A 1,684-nucleotide genomic window follows, 5' to 3' on the forward strand; every position below is an offset into this window, starting at 1 on the left:
GACCAGCGCGACGGTGGCCGAGCCCTGAGCCAGGCGTATGATGACCGCCACCAGGTAGGCCGCGACGATCACCGGCAGGCCCAGATCGCCCAGCGAGTCCGACAGTGCGTCACCGATGCCCGAGGCGCGCAGTACGCCGCCGAACATGCCACCGGCACCGGTGATCAACACCACCGAGCAGATCGGCGCCAGCGCCGAGTCCAGCACCTTCTCAAGCGCGCTGCCCTCGACGCCGCGGCGCCGACCCAGCACCAGCATGGCGACCAGCGTCGAGATCAGAAGCGCCACCGGGGTGCTGCCGATCGCGCGCATCAGCTGGAACCAGCCCCGGCTTTCGTCCACTGTGCCCAGCGAGCGCAGGAAGTCCAGGCCGGTGTTCATGAAGATCAGTAAAAGCGGCAGCAGCAGAATGAAGATGACCGTGCCCACGCTTGGCGGATGAGAAACTTCCTCTTCTTGCAACTCACCGAAAAGCGCCTTGCTCAGGGTGAACGGGTGGCGCCTGGCGACGAACTTGCCCCACATGTAGCCCGAGATCCACCACATCGGAAAGGCCAGCACGACGCCGGTGAGCATCAGAAGCCCCAGGTTGGCCTCGTAGAATTCCGAAGCTGTAACCGGGCCGGGGTGCGGCGGCAAAAACACGTGCATGACCGAAAACGCGGCGGCGGCGGGCATGGCGTAGAGAAGAATCGGCCCCCCCAGACGGCGGGCCACGGCAAAGATGATCGGCAGCATGACGATCAGGCCGGCATCGAAGAAGATCGGAAAGCCCATCAGCAGCGAGGCCACACCGAGGGCGAAGGGCGCACGTTTCTCGCCGAACAGCGCGATCATGCGATCCGCCAGCACCCGGGCACCGCCGGAGTACTCGACCAGCTTGCCGAGCATGGCACCCAGCCCGACCAGCAGCGCCACAGCACCCAGCGTTCCCCCGAAACTCTGCACCAGCGTCGGCACGATGGCATCGAAAGGGATACGGGTGGCGAGGGCGGTCAACAGGCTGACCACGATCAAGGCGAGAAAGGCGTGCACCTTGAAGCGGATGATCATTACCAGCAGCAGCAATACGGCTGCGGCGGCAATGCCCAGCAAGGGGCCTGCCGACATCGTTTGCGTCCATCCGTCCATTTGCAGGCTCCAGAGGCAGTAAGGGGAATCGAAAGAGCGATGTTATCGGTAACATCGCCGATGGCGCATGGTAGATCAAGGGGCCGCTTTTTAGACACTCGACCTTCGTTTAAGACGATGTAGTCGTGTTACCGGAATCAAGACGATAGATGCTTTACCGACACCCTAGACGTTAGTCGCATGGCGGTCGGTTTGCTTTGACAGTGTCAGGATGGCTGGTTAGCCTTTTCAGCACTTTGTTACCGGTAACACGCAAGGTGTTGCCTATGGTTCATTCTTGATGCTAGTAGAAAGTGCTAGTAGATAATGCTTGTAGATCGCGTGGGAGACCAAACGCATGACGGCCACTTCTTATCGGGTTCTGGTCATGGGCGTATCCGGATGTGGGAAGTCCTTGATAGGGCAGCAGGTAGCGACCGAACTCGGCGCCGACTTCATCGATGGCGACGACTATCACCCGCCGGCCAACGTGGCTAAAATGGCCAGCGGTACGCCGCTCGACGACAGTGACCGCCAAGGTTGGCTGACCACGCTCGGCGGCTTTTTCGCCGAT

At 61.3% G+C, this 1,684-nt stretch carries 2 protein-coding genes; one reads left to right on the forward strand and one right to left on the reverse strand.

Annotated elements, in window-relative coordinates; translation table 11 throughout:
* On the reverse strand, positions 1-1,110 hold a 1,110-nt coding region (locus BIS11_RS16825; protein WP_253586620.1), incomplete at its 3' end, for a GntP family permease.
* Between the two features lie 358 nt (positions 1,111-1,468).
* Here BIS11_RS16825 and BIS11_RS16830 point away from each other — a divergent pair.
* Positions 1,469-1,684, forward strand: a 216-nt coding sequence (locus BIS11_RS16830) for a gluconokinase (RefSeq protein ID WP_253586621.1), incomplete at its 3' end; no start/stop codon positions are given.

The organism is Halomonas sp. 707D4, assembly GCF_024158685.1.
Lineage (GTDB): Bacteria > Pseudomonadota > Gammaproteobacteria > Pseudomonadales > Halomonadaceae > Vreelandella.